The organism is Paraburkholderia sp. Cy-641, from assembly GCF_011752945.1.
Lineage (GTDB): Bacteria > Pseudomonadota > Gammaproteobacteria > Burkholderiales > Burkholderiaceae > Paraburkholderia.
Window position 1 is genome coordinate 1 of record NZ_VWWM01000013.1, and the last position, 19160, is coordinate 19160.

At 65.5% G+C, this 19160-nt stretch carries 16 protein-coding genes; 4 read left to right on the forward strand and 12 right to left on the reverse strand.

From position 1 onward, the window contains the following. The 9 genes from F3J20_RS08390 to F3J20_RS08430 form a co-directional block, all read right to left on the reverse strand. On the reverse strand, positions 1 to 340 hold a 340-nt coding region (locus tag F3J20_RS08390), incomplete at its 3' end, for a hypothetical protein (RefSeq protein ID WP_167283079.1). Then, entirely contained in the window at positions 333 to 1529 is a 1197-nt protein-coding gene (locus tag F3J20_RS08395; RefSeq protein WP_240159045.1) for a sugar ABC transporter, read from the reverse strand. The genes F3J20_RS08395 and F3J20_RS08390, both read right to left, overlap by 8 nt. Then, the gene (locus F3J20_RS08400; protein ID WP_167043836.1) at positions 1483 to 2199 is read right to left on the reverse strand and encodes an ATPase; all 717 of its coding nucleotides are present in this window, start codon (positions 2197 to 2199) and stop codon (positions 1483 to 1485) included. Before F3J20_RS08400 ends, F3J20_RS08395 begins: the two co-directional genes overlap by 47 nt. Positions 2200 to 2206: 7 nt before the next feature. Then, positions 2207 to 3619, reverse strand: coding sequence for a sugar ABC transporter permease (locus tag F3J20_RS08405; RefSeq protein ID WP_167283081.1), 1413 nt, complete (start codon positions 3617 to 3619; stop codon positions 2207 to 2209). A gap of 9 nt (positions 3620 to 3628) precedes the next feature. Continuing rightward, complete coding sequence (locus F3J20_RS08410) at positions 3629 to 4684, reverse strand: polysaccharide biosynthesis/export family protein (RefSeq protein ID WP_167283083.1); 1056 nt, start codon at positions 4682 to 4684, stop codon at positions 3629 to 3631. An 80-nt stretch (positions 4685 to 4764) separates the two neighbouring features. Continuing rightward, positions 4765 to 7434, reverse strand: a complete 2670-nt coding sequence (locus tag F3J20_RS08415; protein ID WP_167283084.1) for a glycosyltransferase — start codon at positions 7432 to 7434, stop codon at positions 4765 to 4767. Between the two features lie 104 nt (positions 7435 to 7538). Continuing rightward, entirely contained in the window at positions 7539 to 10022 is a 2484-nt protein-coding gene (locus tag F3J20_RS08420; protein ID WP_167283086.1) for a tetratricopeptide repeat protein, read from the reverse strand. 32 nt (positions 10023 to 10054) lie between these two features. Then, the gene (locus F3J20_RS08425) at positions 10055 to 11317 is read right to left on the reverse strand and encodes a nucleotide sugar dehydrogenase (RefSeq protein WP_167043983.1); all 1263 of its coding nucleotides are present in this window, start codon (positions 11315 to 11317) and stop codon (positions 10055 to 10057) included. A 172-nt stretch (positions 11318 to 11489) separates the two neighbouring features. Next, positions 11490 to 12728, reverse strand: coding sequence for an EAL domain-containing protein (locus F3J20_RS08430; protein WP_167283087.1), 1239 nt, complete (start codon positions 12726 to 12728; stop codon positions 11490 to 11492). A 263-nt stretch (positions 12729 to 12991) separates the two neighbouring features. Here F3J20_RS08430 and F3J20_RS08435 point away from each other — a divergent pair, with 263 nt between their 5' ends. Then, on the forward strand, positions 12992 to 13564 hold the full coding sequence (locus F3J20_RS08435) for a recombinase family protein (RefSeq protein WP_167283089.1): 573 nt from the start codon (positions 12992 to 12994) through the stop codon (positions 13562 to 13564). 105 nt (positions 13565 to 13669) lie between these two features. Here the strand turns inward: F3J20_RS08435 and F3J20_RS08440 are convergent, their stop codons facing one another. Together F3J20_RS08440 and F3J20_RS08445 are read right to left on the reverse strand one after the other, a co-directional pair. Next, entirely contained in the window at positions 13670 to 14245 is a 576-nt protein-coding gene (locus F3J20_RS08440) for a recombinase family protein (RefSeq protein WP_167043818.1), read from the reverse strand. 941 nt (positions 14246 to 15186) lie between these two features. Continuing rightward, positions 15187 to 15621, reverse strand: coding sequence for a VOC family protein (locus F3J20_RS08445; RefSeq protein WP_167043815.1), 435 nt, complete (start codon positions 15619 to 15621; stop codon positions 15187 to 15189). Between the two features lie 153 nt (positions 15622 to 15774). Here F3J20_RS08445 and F3J20_RS08450 point away from each other — a divergent pair, with 153 nt between their 5' ends. From F3J20_RS08450 to F3J20_RS08460, 3 genes are all read left to right on the forward strand, one after another. Further along, on the forward strand, positions 15775 to 16674 hold the full coding sequence (locus tag F3J20_RS08450; protein WP_167283090.1) for a LysR family transcriptional regulator: 900 nt from the start codon (positions 15775 to 15777) through the stop codon (positions 16672 to 16674). Positions 16675 to 16869: 195 nt separating this feature from the next. Beyond that, a complete protein-coding gene (locus F3J20_RS08455) occupies positions 16870 to 17508 on the forward strand; it encodes a LysE family translocator (protein ID WP_167043807.1) in 639 nt (212 codons plus the stop codon). A gap of 98 nt (positions 17509 to 17606) precedes the next feature. Then, on the forward strand, positions 17607 to 18011 hold the full coding sequence (locus F3J20_RS08460) for a hypothetical protein (RefSeq protein ID WP_240162733.1): 405 nt from the start codon (positions 17607 to 17609) through the stop codon (positions 18009 to 18011). Between the two features lie 35 nt (positions 18012 to 18046). Here the strand turns inward: F3J20_RS08460 and F3J20_RS08465 are convergent, their stop codons facing one another. Then, a complete protein-coding gene (locus tag F3J20_RS08465; protein WP_167283092.1) occupies positions 18047 to 19084 on the reverse strand; it encodes an aminotransferase class I/II-fold pyridoxal phosphate-dependent enzyme in 1038 nt (345 codons plus the stop codon). Positions 19085 to 19160: the final 76 nt, after the last annotated feature.

Below are 19160 nucleotides of genomic sequence, written 5' to 3' on the forward strand. Positions count from 1 at the left end.
CGGCCAGCGCCCCGGACTTGACGAGCGGCGCGACCACGAGGCGGCGCACGTCGGCGCGGCCCTGCGCCTCGCGAATCCGCTGCGCGTCGAGGCCGCCGATTCCGGCCGCGAAGCCGCGCGAGCGGATCAGCGCGATCGCCTTCAGCAGGCCGGCATGAGCGTCGAGCTGGCCGCCGCCGCGCTCGATCTCGTCGAGCTGCGCCAGCCCCGGCTCCCACGCTTCCGTGCGGATCGCCCGCTTCGCGGCTTCGAGCGGCGCCAGCGTGCCGGCGCGTGCGGAACGCTCGCCGCGTTCATCGCGTTCGCCATGCCCGGCGCGTGTGGTCACCGGCTCAGCCATGCCTGAACTCCCGGTACAGCGCCTCGGCGGCACGCACGGCAAACGCGAAGACGAACCCCACGGCCAGCGCCTCGATCAGCAGCACGCCGGTATTCGGGCTGCCGGGCCGCCCCTCGGGCAACGGGCGCGCGATCACGCTGAGGTAGCGTTGCAGCCGCAGCGTGTCGGTAAAGGCCTGCTGATAGTTCTGCCGTGCCGAGGCGAGATTCTGGTCCGCGAAAGTCTGCGCGTTCAGCAGCGCCTGATAGGACTTCAGCCGGCTCGCGTCGGTGTTGCCCTTGCCGCTCATGCGCGCATGCACCTCGTCGAGCTGCTTGCGCAGCGCGCTCACCTGCATCTGCGCGGGCTTCAGCATCGGATGCTCGGGGTTGTTCAGCGCGCGGATCTTGTCGAGATTGATCTTCGCAGTGTTGAGTTCGGCCTCCAGCTGCGCGGAGAGATTCAGCAACATGCCGGCTTCCGCCTCGGGGTCGATATTGCCGTTGCGCACGCGCCAGTCGGTCAGCGTGCCGCGCGCCCCGATCGCCTCCTTCTCCGCGCGCGTCACGGCCTCCTTGCTGACCTTGAGCGTATCGGTCACGCCCTTTTCGTCCATGTTGTTGACGAACTGCTGAGCCAGCCCGATCAGCGCGTCCGACAGCGTGCGCGCATCCTCGGGCGAGAAGGCGCTCACGCGCAGCACGTCGATCTGCTCGATCATGTTGTACGAGACGTCGACCGCGCCGAGATAGGCGCGGTACAGCGCGTCCTCGCCGGCCTCGGGCGACAGCCGGTTCAGCGGGTCGAGGCCGGTGTACACGAGATACCGGCGCAGCCCGATCCGGTTGTCGAGCTGGCGCATGGCGTCGCGCGAGCGGATGAAGTCGGCCACGGCCCAGCCGTCGACGAAGCCGCCCACCACGCTGCCGCCGCTGCCGCTCGACAGCAGGCCCGCGGTGCCCTGCGCGGCCGGCTGGGACGCGCTCGAACGCACCGAGAAGCGCGCTTCGGCGCGATAGCGCGGCGCGGCGAAGACGAGCGCGTAAAGCGCCGTCAGCACGACCGGCACGAGCACGAGGCCGAGTGTCACGAGCCGCTGGCGGCGGCGCTGCCGCAACGCCTGCTCGCGCACCCTGGCGCGCTGCGCGAGCGGCAGTTCCTCGCTAGACGCCGAACTGGTCTCCGACGCCGACGCCGATGTCGACCACATTGTCTCCGCCTGACTCGCTGCGGGATCTCCGGGGCGGGAACCGGCGGATGCATTCTCCGAGGTCGTCGTTGATCCGAAGGCCGTATTGCTCATAGACCAAACCTTTGGTGCAGTAATCCATCATTTGCTGATGACGGTAGGTTGATAGAAGCAGCGTGCGCCCGACCAGCCGTTCTTCGAACAGCGCGAGCCACAGGTTCGTGAAGCGGCAGTCCTCGAACGGAATTGCACCTTCGACGACATACACGTCGAAGTCCGGCGCGAGCGCGAGCGCAAAGGAAAATTCCTGACGCACATAGAGCGGCCAATGCTCCATCGGCCGCGCCAGATACTCGGGGCTCGTCAGCAGGTCCGACACCAGCTCGACGCAGGGCGTGGGCGCAAGCCCATAGAGCGCGCAGACGAACTCGATCATGCGCAGGCCGGTCGCCTTGCCGCGCACGAAGCCCTGCCGCCCGAGCGGCCACGACACGAGCCCCTGGTGAGCGACGAAGCCCTCGCGCGGCGGCCGCAGCCCCGCGATCACGTCGACGATCGCGCGATGGAATTCCGGCCGCCGCGAGAGCAGCGCATAGCGCCCCTGCGGAATCAGCAGATCGACCTGCTGCAGCAGCGGCTGCCGCGCACCGAAAATTCGCGGCACGTCCGTCACACCGTTCATCAGGATCATGGCGCGCTCACATCGGTTGAACATGGGTTCGCGCGAGCCGCTCCATGCCCGCGCCGAGCACGCCGAGAAAAACCAGCGCGGTGACGAAATACGCGAAGCTCGCGTCATGCGACGAATAGCTGTCGAAGTACGCCGATCTGAGCAGTTGCATCCCATGCGCGAACGGCGACCATAAGAAGTACTTGCGGTATTGCTCCGGCAACTGTTCGGAGACGAAAAAGACCGACGAGAATACTTCCAGGCCGCGCTCGATCACGGGCGCAAAGCGCAAGAAGAAGTGCCAGCGGATGGCGATGCTGCCGAAGATCAGCCCCATCGAGACGCCCGCGCCGCCCATCATCACGACATAGGCGATCGCACCCGACCAGCGCACGGGCAGCGTAATGAGGCCGAGGCTGTGGCCGACGCCGATCAGCACGGCATACACGCCGAGATAGATGCCGATGAAGAGCCCGCCCTGCACCAGCGCCACCGCGAGCGGCGTCACCGACTCCAGGTTGATAAGCCCGCGCGCCGCGACATAGCTCGTGCTCGTGCGGAACACGGCCTGTCGGAACATGATCCACGTCGTCGCGCCCAGCAGCGAGAACGTCGGCACGTCCATGCCGAGCACGTAGTGCGTGCCCATCAGGAAATACAGCGACGAGATCAGGCTCAGCAGCACGGCGGGACCGACCACGGACCACAGCAGCGCGATGCGGCTTTCGCTCTGCAGGATATGCAGCTGGAGCCGCAGCAGCGGCCCGATGCTCGCCAGCCGCGATTGCAGCGTGCCCGGCTGCGCGCCATGCTGCCGCGCATGAATCCCGGCGATCCGCTCGCGCAGCAGCGCGACTTCGTGCGCCTCGTGCGGCTTCAGCGCGATCTCGAAGGCCACGTCCTCGCGCGACGCAAGACGGCGTGCTTCGCGCGTCTCCTGCTGTTTGCGCTGCTGCCCGCGCCGGTTGAATCCGTCGACCAGACGCGCGTCGTCGGCGTCGAGCGTGGCCGGTGCATAGCCTGCCGTCAACACGTCGATGCCCGCGCGAATATCGGTTTCCAGCAGACGCACGACCATGCGCAACTGGCGCCGGCGCAATTCCGCGCGCTCGGGCGGCACGCCATCGCGCGCGAGTTCCGCCTCGAGTTCGCTTTCGAGCGCCGCGTAGATGCGCCGCCGCCCGGCCACGCTCTCGTGCGGAGCGCTGGCGAGCGCATCGAGTACGCCGCTCAGCACGCCGCCCGCGGAGTCCGCCGCGCGCAAGCCGTGCGCCGCGTGGGTCGCTGCGGTGCCCGCTGCGCTGTCTGCTGCGTTGTGCGCCGTGCTGGTCACCGCATCGGTGACGGTATTCGCCGCCGCCTCCGCATTGCCGGCCTCGTCGCCGGCATGCCGCGCCGTCCGGCGCTCGCGCCAGTTCTTGATGCGATCCTGGTTGCTCATGTCCGGCCTTCACTGCGACAGGCTGGACACGGAACGCGCGGTGCCGAGCGTCGCGCTGAAGGCGGAGAGAACCTTCTGAACCTGGGTGAACGGTGCGTCCGAGATATAGATCGCGTCGCCGTCGTGTACCGCGAACTTGCCGGCGAGCACCATCTGCTCGGGCTTCGTGAAATCGAACTGATAGACCACCGGCCGCGTGTCGGCGGTGCCGGCATCGTCCGGGCGGATGCGCAGCAGGAAGACCGCCTTCGGATTGGCGAGCGAATCGTTCAGGCCGCGCGAATCGCCGAGCGCGTCGAGCACCGTGTAATTGCGCTTGCTGAGCTTGAGCCGCGATTGCGCACCCGCCGCGCCGAGCACCGTCAGATTCTCGACGACGTCATGCACGACCACGGAGTCGCCGGCACGCAAGGCGATATCTTCCGCGCTGTTGCGATAGACGTCGGACAGCCGCACGGACACGCTCTCGCCATTGCGCCGCAGCGTCACCGCGAGCTGCTCGGGGTTCATCTGGTCGGGCGCGGCCTTGCTCAACAGTCCGCTCAGGCGCTGCATGCCCGGCCCGATCGGATACACGCCGGGCTTCTTGAGGTCGCCCTCGATCGCCACGGTCTGCCCGCGCCGTTCCGTGCGCCGCACGTTGACATCGAGCCCGACCGTCACGCGGCTCAGGCGCCGCTCGATCGCGTCGCGCAGCCCGGCCGGCGTCAGGCCTTGCGCATGCACACGGCCCACTTGCGGAACGTAGATCGTGCCGGCTTCGTCGATCACCATCTCGCCGAGGTCCGTCATGCCGCCGGTGCCGCTCAGGCCGCTCGCGCCACCCGAGCCGTTGCCGAACACGCCCACGCCGTCCTGCCCCCACAGCGAAATGTCGACGCCGTCGCCTGGCGCGAGTTTTTCGTAATCGACCGGCTGCGCCTGCTGGAACGCGTCCGGAAAGCTCGCGCTGCCCGCCGCGCGCGAGGCGAGCGCGAGCGCCGGCGTCACGCCGACCAGTTCGATGTCGTTGTGATCGCGCGAAGCCTGCACTTCGCTGAGCAGCGGCCCGCTGCGCGGGATCACGCATCCCTGCAAAACGCCGCAGAGACAGAAAGCCAGAGCCATGACCAGACGGTCAGGAAAACCAACAAGCCCGTACCGCATCAATTCATCACCAGATTGTCGAGTTGTTCCACCTGCAAGGGGCTTTCCTCCACCGGCGCGGCGCGCCGGCACAGGCTCATGAACGTGGCGAGCATCGCCTCCACCGAAAAGAGTTCGGCGGCCCGCTGCCGCGCCCGCTCCCGCACGGTGGCATCCGCCTGCGCGCTGAGCACGAGGTGTTCGATCTTCTCGCACGCATCGTTCAGGTCGGGGTTCTCCGCGCAGCCGAGCAGATGCCCGGTCACGCCGTCGATAAAGCACTCGCCCGCGCCGCCGGCCGGCGTCGACACCACGCAGATGCCGAGCAGTTGCGCTTCGATCAGCACGTTCGGCAAACCTTCGTGGCGCGACAGCATCACCTTGACGTCCATCTTCGAATACCAGAACCCCACGTGCGACGAGAGTCCGACGAGCAGCAGGCGGCCCGCGATGCCGAGCTCGGTGGCGAGCGCCTGCGCCTCGTCGCTGAAACGGCCGTCGCCGACGATAACGAAGCGCGCCAGCGGACGCCGCTTCAGATAGCGGTGCGCGAGCTTGATCCACAACAGCGGCCGCTTGTCCGGTTCGAGGCGGAACACGCCGCCGATCGTTTCGCTCGCGTCCGCCGTGCGCTCGACGAACGCCGTCCACTTCTGCTCGTCCTGCTCCGAGGCGAGCGCGTTCATTTCGGGCACGCCGTTATAGAGGATACGAAAGCGTTCGAGCGGTAGCCCGAGCCACTGGGCGTACTCGCGCGCGCCGGTCATGCTGTTGCTGACGAAGTGAATGCCCGGCACCTCGGCGATGGCGCGATAGAACGCTGCGTACTCCGGACGATTGCGTTCCTGGCGGATATTCGGCGGCAGTCCGCGAAACACGAGGTGGATCGTCGGCACGCCGGCCAGCAGCGCGGCCAGCGCGCCGAACAGACAGGTGCCGTCCTGCCAGAGGCTCACAACGTCGAACCTGCGTTCGCGCAGATACGGCGCGAGACGCGTGACGCCGTAGTGCACCTGGGGCGGCAGATTGCCGAGCAGGCGCAGCAGGTCCGCGTCGTGAATGTCCTGATGCGCAGCCGACACGGCCGGCATCGCGTTGATTTCGGAGACCTTGACATCGGCCTCGCGCAGCACGCCCAGAAAGAAGTCGAGACGCTGCGGCCGGTCGACGCGCGCCGGGTCCGAGTGCTGCTTGACCAGCACTTCGATCGCGCTGACGTCGTGGCCTGTGGCGTGGTCCGCAGCGCTGTCGCGTGCACCGGCGGCCTCGGCCACGAGACGCCGCAAATGCACGGCGAGCCGCGTCAGTTGCCGTTCCGCGCCGCCGGGCCCGAGGCTGCCCGTGACGAGCGCGACCGAGGCGGGCTTTCCGCGCGGCGGCGGCGCTACGTCGCGATGGCGAAAACGCAGGATGGCCTGACGCATCGCGACGATCTTGATGTCCTGTCCGGCCAGATCGGCGGCGGATTCGAAGCGGCGGTAGAACGTGTAGTCGTCGACGATCTTCGCGACGAGCTGGCCGCCCTTGCTGTCGGGCGAGAGTTCGTGCGCGACCGGCTCGATGACTTCGATCGCGTCGGCCACCATGCTGCGCTTGACGAGGCGCTTCGCGAACGCCACCCGCAGATGGCGCCGGTCGTGTTCCGCGATGAGGCGCCGGAAGATCGCATCCGACGCATCGTGCGCCTTGATGTCGGCGAGAAATTCGGCGCGGGCCAGCGCCTTGCGCGTGTCCTGCGCCTGCTCGGGAAAATGGCGATCCGCGACCGCCATGGCCTCGTCGAAGCGGCGCTCCTTCAGAAGACGCGTCGCGTAGTGCCGCGCCACCATCAGATCGTCGGGGCAGTCGCGCAGCAGATCGGCCCATTGTTCGAGCAGGCCGGTGCTGAGCCCGGTCCGCTCCCGCATCTGCAGCAGCACGATACGCACGGTCCGGTCGTCGGGGTCCTGCGCGGCCAGCCGCTCCGCCTCGCCCAGGTGCTTGCGCGCGTTCTGCAACGTCGTGCAGGCCGCGAGCAGGCGTGTGAGTTCTTCGTGCAGTGAAGGCAGGTCCTGCGGTTGTGCATTTGCTTCTGCGTTTGCTTCGGACTGCGGTTGTTGCTGTTGCGGCGGTGGTACGGCGGCGTCGGGCGTGGCCGGGGTGTTCGGCGTGGCCGCCTTGGGCCGCGCTACCGCTTTGGGCTTCGCTGCCTTGGGTTGTGCTGCGACCTCGGGCTTTGCCGCTGCCTCGTCGTGTGCTGTAGCCTGAGGCTCTGCTGCTGCCTCGGGTTGTGCCGCAGCCGTGTGCTCTCCCACCACCGCGGGTTGTGCTGCGACCCTGGGCTTTGCCGCTGCCTCGGCGTGTGCTGTAGCCTGAGGCTCTGCTGCTGCCTCGGGTTGTACCTCAGCCGTGTGCTCCCCTACTACCTCCAGTTGTGCCGAAGCCTTCTTGATCTCTGCTGCCGCGCTCGGTTCCACCACGGCCTTCGGCTTCGCCACCGCCCTGGATTTCGCCACAGCCTTCGGCTTCGCAGCCGTGCCGGATTTCGCCTCGGCCGCGGGCCTTGCGGCCGCACGCGGCTTTGCCGGCGAAGCGGCCTGCCTGCCGGCCTCGTGCGCCGTGCCCGCGTCGCCTGCCGGCCGGCCTCGTTTGGGCCGAGCCTGCACGGCGAGCGTGCTCTCGTTCGCTGCTGTTTTTCCTGCTTTAGCCATTACCGGAACCCAGCCATTTATCCCTGGAAATACCTCAACCCCATTCGCGGCCGCTCGCCATGCGCCGGAACCCGCGTCCCGGCGCATGGCGCATCAGCGGCCCGTCAGGCGGCCTTCTTGCGCTTGGCGCGATCGATGAATATCCGGCACTTCTGGATATTTCCGTCGATCAGTTCCGGCGATGCGGAGCGCGAACGCAACGCCTGCCAGTACTTGAGCGCCTGCTCGAAACGATGCGTGCGCATGGCGCCCGTCGCCGCCGCCTTCAAGCCGACCGGGTCTTCGGGCGCGAGGCGCAGGATCGTCTCGCCCAGCGTGAGCCGGTCGGCATCGTGCGCGGCATCGAGCGACTTCACCTTCACGTGCAGCCCCGCGAGCACGCGCTTCTTCTCCTGCGAGACTTCCTTGTTGTCCGGATCGAGCTGCTGCAGACGTTCGAGGAGTGCCCAGGCGCGTTCGTAATCGCCCGCGCGATGCGCTTCCCGTGCAAGCCGGATAACGCGGCTGCGCAGGCCGAGAATCTGGCGCTTCGCCTCGATGCGCGCGGCAGGATCGCTCGACGCCGAGTTCAGCACCCGCGCATAGGCATCGATCGCCTCGCCGTAGTAGCCGCTGCGCACCGCCATGCGAGCCAGCTTGATCCACGTGCTCTCGGTGATGTCGTCGAGCCCGGACGCATCGCGCAGATAGACCAGCGCGGTGTCGATGTCGTCGAGCGCTTCGGCCACGCGAATGCGGAAGCTCGCCAGCTCGGGGAATGTCGTGAGCGTCTGACTCGCGATCGCGAGCACGCCGGCCGCACGTTCGTAATCGCGGGCGATCAGCGCCGCGCGCACGTCCTGACGCATCTGGCGTTCGAGCTGCCGTCTCGCGCGAATCAGCGCATTGCTGTTCGCATTGAGCTGCGCGTGCGCCTGAAGCCGGTCCGCCGCCTTCAGCATGTCGCCCGAGGCGAGCGCCGCGTTGCCCTCGTCGAGCCAGGCCGCCGCAGCGCGCGCGATCCATTCGGCCGTCTCCTTGCGGTTGCTGCGCGTGAGCCCCTGGGTCGCGGCGAGCAGCGCGGCCGGCGTCGCGCAGCCACGCTCGATCGTGCGTTGCGCGAGGGCCAGGATCTCGGCCTCGTCCATCTCCACGGGCTCGCGCGCCAGCTCCAGCAGCGCCGCGCGATCCGGCGCCGTCAGCGCACGCTCCCAGAGCGCCACGAAGCTCGGCGCGTGAGCCGGCAGCGCGTCGCGCACTTCGCCTGCCCACTGCACGACGCCCTCGGCATCGCCCGAGGTTTCGAGCAGACGCAGCACGGCCGTCGCGGCGGCGGCTGCGTCGGCGCTATCGGTCGACAGACGGAACAGGCGCTTCCAGTTAGCCAGCGCCGTGGCCGTATCGCCGAGCTTGCCGGCCGATTCCGCGCAGATGCGCAGGATCGCGGGCGCTTCGTGCTCGTCGGCGAGCAGCGCCGCGGCGAGCCGGGCAGCCTGCTCGTAGCGCCCGGTCTCGAAGTAGCACTGGGTGAGCAGCAGGTTGGTCTTTTCGTCGAATTCCGGCTCCGCGCCGAACGATTCGAACTGCGCGGCCGCGCCCTCGAAGTCGCCCAGGTCGTATTGCACGCGGCCCAACAACAGCCGGTGCTGACGGCTGCTTTCGCCATGGCGCAGAATCCCGCGCAGCCGCTGCGACACTTCGAGCACGCGCCCGGCGTTCCAGGCGGCTTCGAGACTTTCCGCGGTGTCCTCGTGCTGGACCGCATCGGTCTTCGGCGGCGCCTGCACGTCGGACGTATCGACGCGCGGCACGACGAACTCCGTGTACCAGGCCTCGCACAGCTGGTCCGAGAACAGATCGGTGTAGTGCGTCAGATCGAGCCCGCCGTTTTCCATTGCGTTGGCCTGGCCCAGCTTGCGCATCAGCGGAGTCGGGTCGTAGCACGGCACGTTCATGCGTTTCGCGATCGCGCGCACGGTGTTAATCAGCTCGCGCCGCTGCTCGACGGGCATGTTGTCGGGCGTATCGGCGTTGACGTGCGTGACGAAGGCCAGATGGTCCTTGCCGACCATCGTCGCGATCTGCTCCATTTCCGCCGAAATTTCGGCATCCTTGAGGTCGTGCCGCTGAATGCGCGCGAGCAGATCGCGATCCTGTGCCGACAGACGCTGGAACGCGAAATCCTGGTCGAGCCATGCGCGCCGCTCGGCCATCCGGCTCGGCACGGCCATCGACCAGAACTGGCGGGTGCGTTTCTTGTCGGCGAAGAAATCGCCGAAATGCCGCACCATGTAGTTCATCTGGATCGGATGGCCGTCGACGCTCAGCAGCTTGCGCGAAGAAATCTCGACCAGATAAAGATCGGCGCCGGGCGACGGCTTCCCTTCGAAGCTCCCGGACGAACCGGGCCGAAACGTCAGCGTGCGCACGTCGGCCGGAATGTCCTTCTGGCCGAACATGAACTGCAATTGCTGAAGCGCTTCGGAACTCGTATGGACGAATCCGTAGTTGCGGGCCAGCACCGGACGGATCGGATAACGGCCCGCGCCCCGGCGCAGCGGCGTGTGAATACGGCAGGTACCAACAGGCGCTATGTTGAAAAGAGTCATGATGATCGTTCAGATATCGTCTGTACTGCCGCTCAAAGCGCCCAGTAGGTCAGCTTGTTTTTCATGATCCGCTCGCCGTCGAGAGACGACTTCAGATCGCAGACGATCCCGCCGTCGGCAATCATTCCGGGCAGATCGCTCTCGATCGTGTCGACGATCTCGCGGTGCGGCACGGCGAACACGAGCACGTCCAGCGCGTTGAGTTCCTCGCGCGACGAGAGCTTGATGCCGTACTCTTCGTGCACCTGCTCCGCATCGGCCATCGGGTCGTAGACGATCGGCGACATGCCGTAGCGCGTGAGCGCTTCGTAAAGATCGACGACCTTCGAATTGCGGATGTCGGGCACGTTCTCCTTGAACGTGATGCCGAGAATGCCGACGCGGGTCGACGCCTTGAGACGATGGCGGCTCGCGATCACCTGAACGAGACGGCCGGCGACGTAGTCGGCCATGCCGTCGTTGATGCGGCGCCCCGCCAGGATCACTTCGGGGTGGTAGCCGAGTTCCTGCGCCTTCGAGGTCAGATAGTACGGATCGACGCCGATGCAATGACCGCCGACGAGGCCCGGCGTAAAGCGCAGGAAGTTCCACTTGGTGCCCGCGGCTTCCAGCACCTCGGACGAACGGATGCCGACCAGATCGCAGATCTTCGAGACTTCGTTCATGAGCGCGATATTGATGTCGCGCTGCGTGTTCTCGATGACCTTGGCCGCTTCGGCCACCTTGATCGACGACGCGCGGAACACGCCCGCATCGATGATTTTTTCGTAGACGGCGGCGATCTCGTCGAGCGCCTGCTGGTCCTGGCCCGAGACGATCTTGACGATCTTTTCGAGCGGATGCTCGCGGTCGCCCGGGTTGATCCGCTCGGGGCTGTAGCCGAGCTTGAAGTCGATGCCGCAGCGCAGGCCCGAACTCTTTTCGAGTGCCGGCCCGCAGATGTCCTCGGTCGCGCCCGGATGGACGGTCGATTCGAACACCACGATGCTGCCCGGTTGCAGAACCGGACCGATCAGCCGGCACGCGCTTTCCAGCAGCGAAAAGTCGGGGCTGCATTTTTCGTCGACGGGCGTCGGCACCGCGACCACGAAGAAGTTGGTCCCCGCCAGGTCCTCGACCTTGTCGGTAAAGCGCATCGTCGAGTCGCGCAGCACGTGCGGCTCGATTTCGCCGGTCCAGTCCTCGCCGTCGCGCAGGTTTTCGACCCGCCGCGCGTCGACATCGAATCCGGTCACTTCAAAGTGGCGTGCGAGCGCCACTGCCACGGGCAGACCGACATAGCCCAAGCCACACACCGCAATCTTCGTCGTCACACAATTCCCCTTATTAAACGTCGCGTATCGCCGGCCCGCGAACCCCTATACGGTTCGCGGACACGAACGCTTCGACCCAGACAAAATGAGCCCGGGGACCAGCCGCAAGGCCGGACCCGGGATGAACGATTCCCGGCCAAACCGGAACTTCGGTTTAGTTAGGACAATTGATATTCAAAATTTCAGGAACCTGATCCTTGAAACACGGCCCTTGGATATGCGTCGCCCCGACGAACTCCGCAATCTCCACGTCCGCTGCATCCTCGGCGCCGGTAATCACGACGTCGGCGCCGGTGCCGCGCGCCAAGGCAACGAGGTTGCGCAGAAAGTCGGCGGCCCGGTCGCTCACCCGCGCCTCGCGCAGGCAGCCCGCGCCGATCTTGACGATGTCGGCGCCGAGCGACGCCAATGCCTCGACACTGCTCCTGCCGCCGCCCACGTTATCGAGCGCGACCTGGCAGCCCAGCGCCTGAAGCCTGCGCACAAATGCGCCGACGGTCACGAGATCGGTCGCCGGCGGCACATCCGACAGCTCGATGACGAGCCTCTGCGCGACGGCTCGCTGCTCGCCCAGTTGCGCAATGATGAGCGTCCACCAGGCATCGAGCGAAGCGCTGTGCGACGTCACGTTGCAGCCAAACGAGAGACCCGGGTTCGCGTGCAACGCGCACAGGGTCGCCTCGACGGCCCAGCGATCCAGCCTGCGCACGAGGCCGAGCCGCGCGAGCGGCGCCACCATCCCGGCAACCTGCTGGCGAACGCCGTGGCACGTCCAGAAAGGCACCACCTTGTAGTACCGCACGATCCCCGCGCTGCCCAGATGGCGGACCGATTCCGCATCGAAGACCAGACGGTCGAGATGCTTCGCCGAAAACAGGTTCTCGGCCGCCTTCATGTCGACGAGAAAACGCTCGCGCCAGTGCTCTTCCTCGCGGCCCGGCCGCGCGACATGCGCATCGGCGCCGGGAGCCGCGGCATCGAATGCGCCTTCCGCCTGCTCGACGACCGACAGGGATAGCGTGACGAATACCGCGTCGCCGGCGATCTTGACCGGTTGGTCGGCGAGATCGCAAAGAATGCGGTCGAGCAGCAAGCCGATCTGCGCCAGGTCCGACGCAGCCGGCGGCAGACCGCCAAGCGGCGAATCGAAGACGAACAGGATCACGTCACCGCTCAGCACCGCAATGCCCGATACCGAACGGCACAGCTCGCGTGCCCGCTCGAGAACGACATGCCGTACCGCAAGTGCGGGCCGCGAACCCCATGCGCGCTCGATCTCGCGCAGGTTCGTCAGCGACGCGGCAATGCACAGCGTTCCCGCCCGGCCGGACTGCTCAGGCAAATCGGCCAGTGGCCGAACCGGCTGCGGGAACAAAGGCTGCCCGGACATCATGCCGCCGCGCCTTTATTACAGGCGACGCCATAACGGGGAGAAAAGGACAAAAGGGGTCCTTTGTGTCACGATCCAGCATAGTCGATCGCCGCTAAAAAACCATCGGGTTAATCATGAACTTGCTGCGTGAATTTACGAGGAATTTGCCAGGACGAAAGGGACCCGTTATGTCCAGCCTTTGTCGTCATTAGTCAGCAGAAAATGCTGATCAGGTAATTCGTATTCACAAGTAAAAAACAAACTAAATCTCGGAGTAAAGTGTCATGAAAATCGGGTATGCACGCGTATCGACGGATGAGCAGAATCTGGATCTACAGACTCGTGCTTTGAAGGCGGCGGGTTGCCAAATGCTTTTTGAAGATCAGGGTGTTTCGGGCGCCAGCTTTTTGCGCCCCGGACTCAGTTCGATGCTGGAACAATTGCGTGCGGGAGATATTCTCGTCGTATGGAGACTGGACAGGCTCGGCCGGTCGCTGCGGCGGCTCCTGGAACTGATCGAAAGCCTCAGTGCCAGGGGAATACAGTTTCAGTCACTCACGGAAGCCATCGACACGACGTCGTGCAGCGGCATGCTGATCTTTCACATGCTCGCCGCGCTCGCCCAGTTCGAGCGCTCGCTGATCGGCGAGCGCACGCGCGCCGGCATGCGCGCGGCGCGCGACCGGGGCTCCCGGCTGGGCCGGCGTCCGGTTCTGACGCCGGAGCAGAAGACCGAGGCGATTGAGCTGCTCGAGAGTTGCTCCATCAGCGACGTCGCGGCGAAATTCAACGTTCATCCGCGCACGATCCGCCGCGCGCGGCAGCAGTCGGAGCAAACCGCGCGCCTCCTGAAGTAGAACCTGGCAGGCTAGAACTGCCCGGTATCGGAACGAGATATGCGCAAACGAGGCCCGCGCGGGGGGGGCGCGCCTCGCCACGGACCCGGCGCCGGGCTGCCCGGGTCAGCAAACGGTCTTCTCGACACTGAGTCCGTGGCGGCGCAGGCTGCGCAGCAACGTCTTGGGATGAATCTCGAACTTCTGGGCAACGAACAGGGTTGAGTGCTCGGACAGCAGTTGATGCGCCTGGACACACTCGGCCTCGGTCATCGCGTGACGCCTGCCGACATGCTGGCCGCGCGCCTTGGCCGCGCGCATGCCGGCGCGCGTGCGCTCGCCGATCAGCGAGCGCTCGAACTGGGCGAGCGCCGCCATGATATGAAACAGCAAGGTGCCGCCGGCGGACGTCGTATCGATGCACTCCGTGATCGACACGAACTGGATCTTCCTCTTCCCCAAGGTTTCGACAAGCTCGATCAGCTTCTTGATCGAACGGCCGAGCCGGTCCAGCCTCCAGACCACGAGGGTATCGCCCGCCTTGAGCACATCCAGCACCTCGTCGAGCCCGGGCCGGGAAAAGGTGCTGCCGGACACGCCATGATCGGTGAATACTTTTACGCATCCCACCGCCCGCAGCGCCTCGAGTTGCAAATCGAGATTTTGGTCATCAGTAGAAACCCTCGCGTAGCCGATTTTCATTCTCTCTACTTATCTACTTATCCAGCAAATCCGACGTCTCCACGGACGGCTTATTCAGATCTATTCATCACCATTCAAAGGACATGCGCGCCGGTTCATCCCACATATCGAGACGATCGGTCATTTTTTCGAACGAACCTTGGACACAGCCGGACCTCGCCCGGAATCAGGCACAAGGAAACCCGGAGCTTCGCCTGGGGACGCGAGGTGCGGCCACGCTGCGCGTGGCGTACGGTGCCGGCGAAAAGGATGGCCGGCACGTCTGTTTTACCCGAAATGCCAGCTCGTCGGCTTGAGCCGCAAAAATCGAAATAGAGGAAAGCGATTTACTCGATTACTTCCCTGCACGCAATAATGGCGATATTTTTTGCGATTCGACTCAAATACGCAAATCATCGCCTGGAACGAATACATCCATTAGCGCCATTTCACGTCATCCACGCAATCGGACAGATCATTCATTTCCGGAATTCAGAATGAAGATTAGGTCCGTTTTATCTCAAAATTTAAATATATACTTAACATACCATTAATTAATATTTTCAATTCTTTAAAATAGCTTTATTAGTGTAACGAAATATTACTTTCTCATTATTTCCTCTACGTAGCAATTCCCCCTATCTGGTTAATCTGGCGGAAAAATAACGTCTTGTGGCGTTTCCGTACAGGCAATAGGGAAGTTACGCTTGGATACAATTACGCCTCAGGCTTATCGAGTGCGTAATTCCAAAATCCATTCGGATTGCGCACATTCCGCCGCAAACCGACGCCACCGCACGATATGCGGCAGCACCGCCGCGTGAGGCTCTTCCCGTTCGTTCTCGCCTGCACGAAACGTCGCGAAACAGTACGAAACGTCGCGCGAAAAGCCCTCCGCCACAAACGAAAACGCCGGCCCGAAGGCCGGCGTTCCTGCGTCAACGCAACCGGTTACCCGGCGCCTACCGCGCGAACAGCGACGACATGTCGGCGAACGCCTTGAATTCGAGTGCATTGCCCGACGGGTCGAGGAAGAACATCGTGGCCTGCTCGCCGACCTCGCCCTTGAAGCGCACGTGCGGCTCGATGATGAATTCGATGCCGGCCTTCTGCAGCTTGTCCGCGGCGGCCTGCCACTGCTCCATCGACAGCACCGCGCCGAAATGCCGCACCGGCACCGCGTCGCCGTCGACCGCGCTCGTGTGGCGATGGCCGATTTCGTCCGGCGCGAGGTGGGCGACGATCTGGTGGCCGTAGAAATTGAAATCGACCCATGCGTCCGAACTGCGTCCTTCCGGACAACCGAGCAGTTCGCCGTAAAACTCGCGCGCGGCGGCGAGGCTATGCACAGGAAACGCCAGATGGAACGGCGGCAAGACGGTTTCGGCAACGCTCATGATGGAAAACTCGCTGGCTTGAAGTGAAGTGGGGTTGAGGTACGGCTCGCGTCCCGCGCGAGCCCGTCACGTGAGGCCAAGTTTAACCATGAATAAAAATGCTGAGAAACGATATATATTTGACCTGACCAACACGAAAATCGATCAATCGACATGCTGAGCGAACTGAAGACCTTCATCGCCGTGAGCCAGTACGGCACGTTTTCCGGCGCGGGCGCGCGCATCGGCCTCACGCAATCGGCCGTGAGCGCGCAGATGCAGCGGCTCGAACAGGAACTGGGCTTCCCGCTGTTCGACCGCACCGGCCGGTCCGCGACGCTCAACGAGGCCGGCCGCGAAACGCTCGCGCTCGCCGGAGACATCATGACGCTCTACGCGCGGCTCGCCGAACGCGGCGCGGGCGCGGCGGAAAGCGGCATGCTGCGGGTCGGCGCGATCGCGTCCGTGCAGGTGTCGCTGCTCGCCGACGCGCTCGCGCGCTTTCGCGACGACCGCCCCGGCTGGCGCATTCGCGTGGTGCCCGGCGTATCGCTCGGCCTGCTCGGCCAGGTGGATTCCGGCGAACTCGATCTGGCCGTCATCATCAAGCCGCCGTTCGCGCTGCCCTCGGAACTCGAATGGCGCACGCTCGTCGCCGAGCGGTTCGTGCTGCTCGTGCCGAAAAAGCTCGCGCGCGGCGCACGCTCGTGGCGCGAGCTGCTACGCAGCGAGCCGTTTATCCGCTACGACCGCGCCTCGTTCGGCGGGCGGCTCGTCGACCGTTTTCTGCGTCGCGCGCGTCTGACCGTGCGCGACGCGATCGAACTCGACGAATTGCAGGCGATCGTGCAACTGGTCGCGCGCGGCATGGGCGTCGCGCTGATTCCCGATACGGCCGGGCTCGGCAAATGGCCCGCGAGCGTCGTCGCGCTCGAACTCGGCGATCAGACGTTCCAGCGCGAGATCGGTCTCGTGCAGCGTCCGCGGCATAGCCGGCAAGCGGTGGCGGATGCGCTGGCGGAGTGTATTGCCGAAGCGGCGGGGGCGGCGGGAGCGGCCGGGACGCGTGGCTGAGCGGCCGCACGATAGTGCACAATACGCACCAATACGCACGGCCAGCACGGCCGCCGTGCATCGCGCACGCGGCGCGCCGATTGTCCTGCCATGCGAGCGGGCAACTGTATCTGTGAGTTTCGTGCAGCGGCGCGCAGAATCGTTGCCGACACCGAATCAGGTGAAGTACCCCATCCGCCCTCGTCTCCCGCCGCCATGATCGCCAGCCCCCTGCTCACCGCCGATGTCCTGATCGCCTACAGCGCCTATTTCGTCGGCACCGCGAGCCCCGGGCCGAGCAATCTCGCGATCATGTCGCTCGCCATGAGCACGGGCCGCCGCGCCGCGCTGACGTTCGCGCTCGGTGTGATATCGGGCTCGTTCTCGTGGGCGTTGCTCGCATCACTCGGCTTGTCGGCGGTGCTGGCCGCTTACTCGCAATGCCTCGTCGCGATCCGGATCGCGGGCGGACTGTATCTGCTGTGGCTCGGCTTCAAATCGGCGCGCTCGGCGCTCGGCGCGGGCAAACCGCTCGCGGGCGGCGCGCGGGCCGACGAGCCGCTCGGGCGACTCTATCTGCGCGGTCTGCTGCTGCATCTCACGAATCCGAAAGCGGTGCTCGTGTGGCTCTCGATCGTCTCGCTCGCGATGTCGCCGGTACACGGCGCGGCGCACGTGCTGCCGGTCGTGCTCGGCTGCATGGCGATCGGCACGACGGTGTTCGCGAGCTACGCGGTGCTGTTTTCCACGGCGTCGGCACGGCGCATCTACCTGGCGATCCGGCGCTGGCTCGACGGCTCGCTCGCGATCATGTTCGGCATCGCGGGGCTCAAGCTGCTGACGTCGAAAAACTAGCCCGCGCTTCGGCGTGCGCCGCCGCTCTGCGATACTGGCGCCATTGCGATACGAAGGGCACGCAGCATGGCCCACGACAAGGCACGCGGACAGGCACGATGAACGGCAACCACAAAGACAGTGGTAAAGGCAAAGGCAGCGGCGGCGGCAACGAAACCAGCCCCGCGACCGCACGCTCGCCGCTGCAAAAGCGGCTCTATGCGAGCGGCGCGGCGATCCTGCTCGCCGGCCTGATCGCGGCAGCGTTCATTCATGCGAGCGCGCCGCCGCCCGATAGCGCGGTCGCGATGTACAGCGCCGTCGATCCGCGTTACCAGATCGAATTGCAGCAGATCGGCGGCAATGCGGCGGTGCTGATGGCGCAGTTGCATCAATGGTTCGACAGCCTGTGGCACGGCGCGAGGCTCGCCTATACGGTCGCGGGGCTCGGCATCGCGCTCGCGGGCCTATGCTTTTTCATCGGCTATTTTTTCGCGGACGACGCCGGCGCACCACCGCGGTAGATGCCGCGCCGCGCCCGGCATCCAAGGATCAGCGCTCAGCCCAACGCCAGCCGGCTCAGGAAGGCATCGACCTGACGCTCTTCGGTAGCCCACGACGTGACGATCCGCACCACCGAATGACCGTCATGCGCCGCGCCCCACACGTAGAACGCGAAGTCGCGCTTCAAGGCGGCAATGACCGGATCGGGCAGGATCGCGAATATCTGGTTCGTCACCGTTTCCGCCTGGAGCGCGTGACCGTTCGCCACGATCCCCGAGGCGAGTTTCTTCGCCATCGCATTCGCGTGCCGCGCGTTGGCGAAGAACAGATCGTGGTTGCCGAACAGTTCCTGAAACTGGATGCCCAAGACCCGGCCCTTCGCGAGCATGGCGCCCCGCTGCTTGACGTGGAACGCGAAGTCTTCTTTCAAGGCCGGATTGCATACGACGATCGCTTCGCCAAGCAGCGCGCCGACCTTGGTCCCGCCGATCCAGAAGATGTCGGCGAGCGCGGCGATATCGGCCAGCGTCGCGTCGTTGCGGTCCGAGGCCAGCGCCGCCGCGAGGCGCGCGCCATCGAGAAACAGCAGGAGGCCGCGCTGTTTCGCGAGGGCCGAGATTGCCCGCAATTCCGCCAGCGTGTAGAGCGTGCCCGTTTCGGTCGCGTTCGACAGATAGATCATGCGCGGCTTCGCCATGTGCGGGAAATGCGCATTGCCGGCGAGCGCGGCCTCGATATGCTCCGGCGTGAGCTTCCCGTCAACGCCGGGAATCGTGATGAGCTTGTGGCCCGTCGCCTCGATCGCGCCGGCCTCCCGCCCGACGATATGTCCCGAGTTCGCCGCGATGACGGCTTCGTGCGGACGCAGGCAGGCGGCAATCGACACGAGGTTCGCCAGCGTGCCGCTCGCGACGTAGTGGATCGCGCCGTCGAAGCCGTCGCCGAGGCGAGCCTTGATGCGTGCGGTGGCTTCGGCACAGTACGCATCCTCTCCGTATGCGGCCTGCTGGACGTAGTTCGATTCGCTCAGCGCGCGCAGTATGTCGGGATGCGCGCCTTCGCTGTAGTCGTCGAGAAAACTGAAAGTAGTCATTCGGTGCGTCTGCATTGAGTAGAGGCCGCCCGCAATGGGTACGCGGCCGGAATGGGCTTACCGGGTGCGCCGCCGG

Excerpts from the sequence above, each read along its gene's own strand:
- F3J20_RS08395 (WP_240159045.1), bottom strand. The coding sequence starts at position 1,529 with ATGTGGTCGACATCGGCGTCGGCGTCGGAGACCAGTTCGGCGTCTAGC.
- F3J20_RS08400 (WP_167043836.1), bottom strand. The coding sequence starts at position 2,199 with ATGATCCTGATGAACGGTGTGACGGACGTGCCGCGAATTTTCGGTGCG.
- F3J20_RS08405 (WP_167283081.1), bottom strand. The coding sequence starts at position 3,619 with ATGAGCAACCAGGATCGCATCAAGAACTGGCGCGAGCGCCGGACGGCG.
- F3J20_RS08415 (WP_167283084.1), bottom strand. The coding sequence starts at position 7,434 with ATGGCTAAAGCAGGAAAAACAGCAGCGAACGAGAGCACGCTCGCCGTG.
- F3J20_RS08420 (WP_167283086.1), bottom strand. The coding sequence starts at position 10,022 with ATGACTCTTTTCAACATAGCGCCTGTTGGTACCTGCCGTATTCACACG.
- F3J20_RS08430 (WP_167283087.1), bottom strand. The coding sequence starts at position 12,728 with ATGATGTCCGGGCAGCCTTTGTTCCCGCAGCCGGTTCGGCCACTGGCC.
- F3J20_RS08435 (WP_167283089.1), top strand. The coding sequence starts at position 12,992 with ATGAAAATCGGGTATGCACGCGTATCGACGGATGAGCAGAATCTGGAT.
- F3J20_RS08440 (WP_167043818.1), bottom strand. The coding sequence starts at position 14,245 with ATGAAAATCGGCTACGCGAGGGTTTCTACTGATGACCAAAATCTCGAT.
- F3J20_RS08445 (WP_167043815.1), bottom strand. The coding sequence starts at position 15,621 with ATGAGCGTTGCCGAAACCGTCTTGCCGCCGTTCCATCTGGCGTTTCCT.
- F3J20_RS08450 (WP_167283090.1), top strand. The coding sequence starts at position 15,775 with ATGCTGAGCGAACTGAAGACCTTCATCGCCGTGAGCCAGTACGGCACG.
- F3J20_RS08455 (WP_167043807.1), top strand. The coding sequence starts at position 16,870 with ATGATCGCCAGCCCCCTGCTCACCGCCGATGTCCTGATCGCCTACAGC.
- F3J20_RS08460 (WP_240162733.1), top strand. The coding sequence starts at position 17,607 with ATGAACGGCAACCACAAAGACAGTGGTAAAGGCAAAGGCAGCGGCGGC.
- F3J20_RS08465 (WP_167283092.1), bottom strand. The coding sequence starts at position 19,084 with ATGACTACTTTCAGTTTTCTCGACGACTACAGCGAAGGCGCGCATCCC.